The organism is Brevibacterium sp. HMSC22B09, from assembly GCF_001806795.1.
Lineage (GTDB): Bacteria > Actinomycetota > Actinomycetes > Actinomycetales > Brevibacteriaceae > Brevibacterium > Brevibacterium ravenspurgense.
This window is the reverse complement of sequence record NZ_KV786005.1, coordinates 22082-29029: the sequence shown is the minus strand read 5'-3', so window position 1 is coordinate 29029 and position 6948 is coordinate 22082. Positions and strand designations below refer to the sequence as shown.

Below are 6948 nucleotides of genomic sequence, written 5' to 3'. Positions count from 1 at the left end.
GGAAAGAGGGAAGTCGTCGACCAGCTTCTCCACCTCTTCGGCGACGATGTCTCGTTGATGCTTAAGCTCTTTGATCTGAGCTGCGACCCTCGGGATAACGAGCTCAACAGCGTCAGCGCCGGGCACTGTGACGGTCTGTTCGGATAGTGCGGTGAATATCTGGTCGATCAGTGGGCCTGGGTCTTTGCGGCTGTGGTGACGTGCCCACCGTTTCACTCCGGCTTTGCCGGCAGCTTTGAGTCCGGCGGGACCGTGGTAGCGGATCAGCAGATCCAATACGATTGCCCGAGTGAGAACGGCACCGGGGAAGACACGTTCCAGTGATGGGTAGATCTGGACTAATAGGGACCGTAGTCGGTTGATCGCGCGCGTTGATTCACGAGCGAGGTCTTCGTCGAACCCGGAGAGCACCTTCAGTGCCGACAAAACCTCGGAATTGCGGTCCACGGCTCGTAGCGTGTGTGGCATTATCCGGGCGGTATCAGCGATGATGAACGCGTCCCTGGCGTCGGTCTTCGACCGTCCCGGATACAGATCCGCGGCCTTGCGCATTGCCAGTCCGGGCAGGTAGGCGACGTCCGCGCCGAGATCACGGGCGACAGCGATTGGCAGCGCTCCGATCGTGTTCGGCTGGTCGACCACGACAAGCACCCGACCGTGCTGTTGCAGGTCGGTCAAGACCTTCCGCAAGGTGGTTTCGTCCTGGGGCAGCTCGTGGTCATACACACGTTGCCCGTCGGGTGTGAGCGCGCATCCATGATGGGCGGACTTCCCGACATCGAGGCCCAGTGTGATTGCGTATTCGGTTGTCATGACAGGCTCCTTCACCTGTTGCTTCCCGGTCGCCGGTGTCGTGACACCCGATGCTGGCACCCACGTTACGAAGAGACCTAGACGAGTTCGTCCGGCCACGTCCCTATCAGCAGTCAACGCGCGTCCTGGACTCCTGGCGGCAACACCCCCCGGATCATCAGTGACAGGGCAAGAAAGCCATACCAGGACCAGCGACCAGATCCTCTGGTGAGGACCTATGAATGAATGTAACGGGTCACTTCAACCAGGTGTTCCGAGCAGACCACATAGGGAACCCACTGCGCGGGTGACACTGCTACATTCAAACGGTTGCGGTTCATCACAGAATCCGCTCCACGCGGAGAGTCAGCAGCACTCGAACACGTCATCGAAACAATCACGATTGGGGCTTCCTGTCCTTGGAACTTGTCAACTGTTCCGACCCGGACTTCAGCCAAAACCACCGCTTTAAGAGCTGCTCGAAGAGAAGTGACCTGAGCATCGTAAGGAGCTACTACCAGAACATCTCTTTGCGTTACTTCACGATCTTCACGATCTGCGCTCGGCGTGTGCCAAACAGTGCCTCCAGACAACAATTCGCGCGCGGTCCTAACAACCTCGTCAACTTCTTCCTGAGACTTAATTGAGTTCCCCTCACGCTTAAGCCGAACACCATGGATTCCGCTCTCGACCGGATAAGTGCATGGCACCGCTACGCTCAAATAACGTTCATTAGCAGCATCAGCCGAAACCAACTGATTGCGATACGGCAGCGCTGACACCTTAGTGGTCAAATTACGCGGCATCCGCCATGTCTGCTCCATGAAGTACCCCCGATCCGCTGGAAGAGCAGCTTCGTTGTTAGCCCACCAACCAAGGGCTGACGACTCTGCCCCGCCCCAATGCGTTCCTTGCACCACTTGCGGTAGCTGTCGTGGGTCGCCCAACAGCAGGATACGCTTAGCACGACCGGCAGCCGCCAGGGTAAAAGCTAACGAGCACTGAGCCGCTTCATCGATGACAAGCAGATCGAATTCCCACTCTTCACCAAGAGCATCAATTCCCCAGGCCGTAGCACCATAGACGCCCCCCAGCGAGCGACGGCCTCGCTCTGGGTCGACAGGCAAGGTAAGGGCGTCCGATTCAGCCAGCGCCTGCGGAAGATGAGACCAGGCCGAATCGTCGACGGCAATGAGGCGCTCGATGTCGCGCAACGGCGTGCCTTCGCCTATCAGGTTCACATCTCCAGCTGGAGGCAGTTTTTTTCTTCGTCAATGATGCTCGGCTGCCTCGACGTCGTGATCTTCGCGCCGGCGTCACCGCCGAGTGTCTCGCCAGCCCGAATACGTGCCCCACGGAGCAGTGTCCGACGATGTTCATGGGGTAGGAGAACAGGTCGCCGGGCTCGGCTCTTCGACGTCGCCATCGACCATAACGCCGCGCTTGCCTTCCCTGCGGATCTAGCCTCTGGCTTACAGCACTTCCAAATTCCAGAGCGCCTACTTGATCGTCACGAAGGTTCTCTGGCACGCGCCTTCTTCGGCGAGCACCGTTAGCTTGTTTAGCTGGGATGGAAGGCATTCCTACGCCTGTTACCGACTGCCCGGCAAACCTGTGGTGAGCGCCACATTTAGAGGCTACAGTTTCGGTATGACCAGCACACCTGAAAACCCTTGGGCCAGCCTCGCCCCGGATTACCTCCCCGTCTACGGGTCGCGCATTAATTCAGATTCTTTTGGATGGGACGGAAGGCGCTGGCTTGTCAGCGCCCATGACGCCGACGGCCAACCGGCTCAGTTTGCATTCGAGTACACCAATGACGGCGCACCTGTGGTGACCATTGACGGCAAGCCCGCCCAGTTCCGTGATATTCACTCTGACGCTGTGCGCCCAGCCACCATTGCCGAATGGTGCGACGCCATCTCGTATTGGGACACGCAGGTTCTTAACCCGCTGCAGGACCCGCGCTGGTCTGGAGAATCAATCGAGGCCAAGTTAGACCGCGTTGGCGCCAACGTAGTGGCCTACGAAGATTCTCTGCGAAACCTTGCCAACTATCCCACACCAGGCACATTAGAAGCGGATTTGAACAAGCTGTTCGGTCAACTCAACATCACAGTCCGCACAATTGACGCGTGGCCGAGTGGTCCGACGAACTTGGCTCGGTACATCGTCGACGGTGAAACAGATCGGTTCTGCACCAAACAGTTCATTGACACCGTTGAACCAGTAGCATGGCTGCGTTCCCTGGACCCCCGCGGTCTACGACCGTACCTCCACGCCCGTTTCTCAGGCTCCCAACTCATGTCATTTGAAGCAGAGATGGTGCACCGCGCGTCCGATCTTCCTGATGGCGTAATGATTTCCAACTCGCCGTCAAATCCCTGGTGGATTCTCATCTTCGAGGATCAAGACACGGCGATGCCGGTACATCACGACACTCACTGCCTCGACATACACATCGATCATGATGGTCAGTCAATCTACTTTGAACTGCGGCCAACAAGCGACGTTGCTGACGAACGAAAACTCGCCGACGAATACGAACGCCGATGGGGTCACCTCATGGACGATCGTCACCCACCGACCGATGCCGAGGTGGAGAATGCAATCGCTGTTGCCCACTCTCGAATCAGCAACTAATCCCAGGAGCACATCATGCCAGTAACCGTGAAAACACCATCGGATATCGAAGCCGACTTCGGCTTTGGGGATGGCGGGTTCCACCGTGGGTGCGACTGGGACAAGACACCGTGCGGCCAAACCCCCGAATACTACGTGAGCTACCGTTGCCCTCACCCTCAGCACGACAACCACGGCACAGAACCCAAGCTGTACTGCCCGCGCCACTATGCTCTGACTTTGCTGCGCATCCAGGAAATCGACCTGGTGTTGAACTCGAAAACATTCCAGAAATACGTCTGGCAACACGGTCCAATCGAATACTGATCGTGTGCTGTAGCGGCACATTCGAGTTGCTTGCCCGCCTTATGCCTGTACGTCGAATAAAGCGCTAAACGGTCGATACGCGCGATTTTGGACCTTGGCTCCTGCACTAACCAGGGTCCAAAATCGCGCGTATCCGATGAGCATGTCTGCCCTTTATCTTCTTCTGGCCGCGGCCTCCTTGAGATCTTCGGGCAGCTCACGGTGCAGCACGTACCGGCGCAACAACTGGTCTGCCGCCGTGCGGACCTTGAAGCGCGGGACTTGTTTCCCGGTTTGCTTGTGGAAATACTCCGCTGCCATGTCTAGGTCGACTGAATCAAGGACGACATCGAAGCGACCGTACTCATTGATATTGGCCACATTGACCTGAGCAGCAAGGATCGTGCGCAGGGAGTCAGGAGCAACACCCATCGCTTCCTCGAGCACGCTTAGCTCATGATCTTGCTGCGTGAGCTTGTAATCGTTGATGTAATCCTGCACGGTCTTGCCTGGGACAAGCTTCGCCTCACCAGATTGGATGTCGTGCAACCAACGGTTGGCGAATACTTGGTCATCGGAGCTCAAACGCGCAAAACCAGCGTGCAGGTCTGACCGCAGTTCATCGAGTTCGTCCTGCGGTACCCCGGCTTCAAGGGCGCGCAGGTACTTCGTGTACTTCGCATTGAGATAGTCAGCGTCGATACGGGCAGTGTCGATGTGGGTGATGTGGACGTTGATGTCGTACGGCGGACCATCATCGTCGTCATCGCCCTCACCGCCGCCATCACCGCCGCCATTACCACCGCCGGGGGTAAGTTCCTTGTAACGCGACAGCAGCGCACTAAACTCCGGCTCGGTCAGTTCGACCGTGATGGTGGTCTCTGTGAACTGGTAGGTGTCCTTATCCCAGGTAAAGCCTTGGATTTGCGCCGCCTGGAGATGCTCGTAGAGTTCAGGGAACACTTTTGCGAACTCTAGGCGGTCAGCATCATCATTCGGCAACCGAGAGAAGTCATCGATCCCAGTAAACAGCCGTTTAATGACGCTAAAGCACTGGTTGATCTGCCTGAGGTGCTCGTCAAGGCGATCAACGAACAGCCCAAAGGGCTTATCACCGGAGTACAGCTTGACGGCGGAGTCGATGTTGCGACGCATCGTGTACGGCTTGCGGTAGTAGCGGATAGAGCCGAAGGGCTTTTCCGGGCCGAAGACACGGTTGGTGCGCGAGAACGCTTGGATGATGTTCTCATAAGCGATGACTTTGTCCAGGTACAGCGTGTTGAGCCACTTCGAGTCAAAGCCAGTGAGCATCTGATCGACGACGATGAGCAGGTCGATCTGCTTGTCGTGCGTGAACTTCTGCGTGTTGTACGGCGCCTTATGGGCTAGACGTGCAGCGATATCGCGCTTGAATGCCGCGTGCGTCGTCATGGTGAAGTGCTGGTCGTATGTGGCGTTGTAATGCTCTAGCACCTCGATAAGGCCGTCTTCTTTCTTAAGTTGTGCTTCACCAGTGTTATCGATATTCGGATCGAACAGCGCAGTGACGTTCAAGTATGGGTAAGCGTCGCGGAAAATACGAAAGTACTCGATAGCCTCAGGAATGGAATGCGTAGCCAGGATCGCGTGGAAGGTGCTGTTGCGGCTCAAGTGGCCCCAATGCTCAGCGATATCGGCAGCAACGGCAGCACGGTGTTCACGCTGGTCGTACTGCGACATCGGCAGGTAGTCTTCGATGCCTTTGTCATAAGTACCATCCTCGTGGCGCACACCGGCCATCGGGATCTGCCCCTTGTCCATATACTTCAGGAAGATCCTTTCCTTCTTCGGATCGCTAAAAGCCTCTTGCTCGTCGGCAGCCTTAGCTTGTTCCAAAGCAATGGTTTTACGCACGTCATGCGCGCGGAAGGTCTCGACCATCTCAGGATCAAAACCGAGCACATTGCCGTCACGGATGCCGTCGGCAATGGAATAACGGTGCAGCTCATCGCCGAAGATAGTGGCCGTGGTGGAATACACCTTCTGGTTTTCATCATGGATAGGCGTGCCAGTAAAGCCAAACAGCAGCGCATCCGGCAACGTGGTCTTGATGCCGAGCAGCATATCGCCAAAGGTCGAGCGATGTGCCTCATCAACAATGAACACGACGCGCTTCGAGCGCAGCTTCTTCAAGATCGGCTCGCGAAGTGTGTCAGCCTGCAAGTGGTGGAATTTCTGCAACGAGGTCACGATTAGCACCGAAGTGTCATTAGTCAGCACGCGAAGCAGCTCATCAGCGCTGGCGGTATCAGCAACGTCGATTGCGTCACCACCATAGCTACGGTAATTCGCAAGCGACTGCGTACCCAGTTCCACGCGGTCAAGAAGGAACACAACCTTGTCGGCGTTCTTCGAGTCAGCGATGAGCTGTGCGGTCTTGAAACTCGTAACCGTCTTTCCAGATCCGGTGGTGTGCCAGATGTAACCACCCTTGTTGCCGCTGCCCCATTCGTGGCTTGCCACCCGGTCGGCGATGCGGTGCGCTGCAAAGTACTGGTACGAACGCATTGCCATGAGCACTCCGGCCGCACGATCTGTCACCGTATAGAAGCCAATGAGCTGGTGGGCCATCGGGATTGACAACAACGACTTCACCACCTCCGGCCAGTCGTTGATCGGTTCATTGTTGAAATCGGCCCAGTGGAATAAGAAATCAGAGTTGAGCTTGCTGTCAGGGCCGGGATTAGCAAAGTACAAGGATTCGGTAGGCGTCATTGCCACGAAAATCTGTACCAGCGAGAACAAGCCGGAGTAGACACCCTCATACGCGTACTTATCGATCTGGTGCGTTGCCTGCGAGACAGGCACGCCGGAGCGCTTGAGTTCCAGATGGATCACAGGCATGCCGTTGATCAAGAGCATGAGGTCTCCCCGACGCTCAGGCAGGAGCTCATGTGCTGCCGTGGAGAACTTCGGCTGGCGTGCGATCTGATAGCACGACTGACCACCTGCGATCTCTCGGCGGTCGTAGATCTTAAGCGACACTTCCTTGCCCAAGTTGTGTGCCCCAGGTGCATCGCGGGTAATAGCCACGCTGCGCCCATTGATGAACTCGTTGAGGCGCAGCGGCGTGCGCAGCTCAGTGATCTGCTCTAGGATCTGATCCATCTCGGAGGATGTCAGCGGCACGTCACCAAGCCGGTCCTGATCACGGTTGTTGTTGTAAAGGATCTCCGCCCAGTTGTCGAT

Annotated in this window: 5 protein-coding genes; 2 read left to right on the top strand and 3 right to left on the bottom strand. The window is 56.7% G+C overall.

Annotated elements, in window-relative coordinates:
* Together HMPREF3087_RS03375 and HMPREF3087_RS03370 are read right to left on the bottom strand one after the other, a co-directional pair.
* Positions 1-813 (bottom strand): IS110 family transposase (locus HMPREF3087_RS03375; RefSeq protein ID WP_070428052.1); only part of this gene is annotated, 813 nt, incomplete at its 3' end.
* A 215-nt stretch (positions 814-1028) separates the two neighbouring features.
* Entirely contained in the window at positions 1029-2033 is a 1005-nt protein-coding gene (locus tag HMPREF3087_RS03370) for a DEAD/DEAH box helicase (protein WP_070428051.1), read from the bottom strand.
* A 409-nt stretch (positions 2034-2442) separates the two neighbouring features.
* Between HMPREF3087_RS03370 and HMPREF3087_RS03365 the strand changes: the two genes are divergently transcribed.
* Both HMPREF3087_RS03365 and HMPREF3087_RS03360 read left to right on the top strand, forming a co-directional pair.
* The gene (locus HMPREF3087_RS03365) at positions 2443-3435 is read left to right on the top strand and encodes a hypothetical protein (RefSeq protein ID WP_070428050.1); all 993 of its coding nucleotides are present in this window, start codon (positions 2443-2445) and stop codon (positions 3433-3435) included.
* A gap of 15 nt (positions 3436-3450) precedes the next feature.
* Positions 3451-3741: a hypothetical protein gene (locus HMPREF3087_RS03360; protein WP_070428049.1), complete on the top strand. Its 291-nt coding sequence runs from the start codon at positions 3451-3453 to the stop codon at positions 3739-3741.
* 153 nt (positions 3742-3894) lie between these two features.
* Here the strand turns inward: HMPREF3087_RS03360 and HMPREF3087_RS03355 are convergent, their stop codons facing one another.
* Positions 3895-6888, bottom strand: a complete 2994-nt coding sequence (locus HMPREF3087_RS03355; protein ID WP_218078846.1) for a type I restriction endonuclease subunit R, EcoR124 family — start codon at positions 6886-6888, stop codon at positions 3895-3897.
* Positions 6889-6948 lie beyond the last annotated feature (60 nt).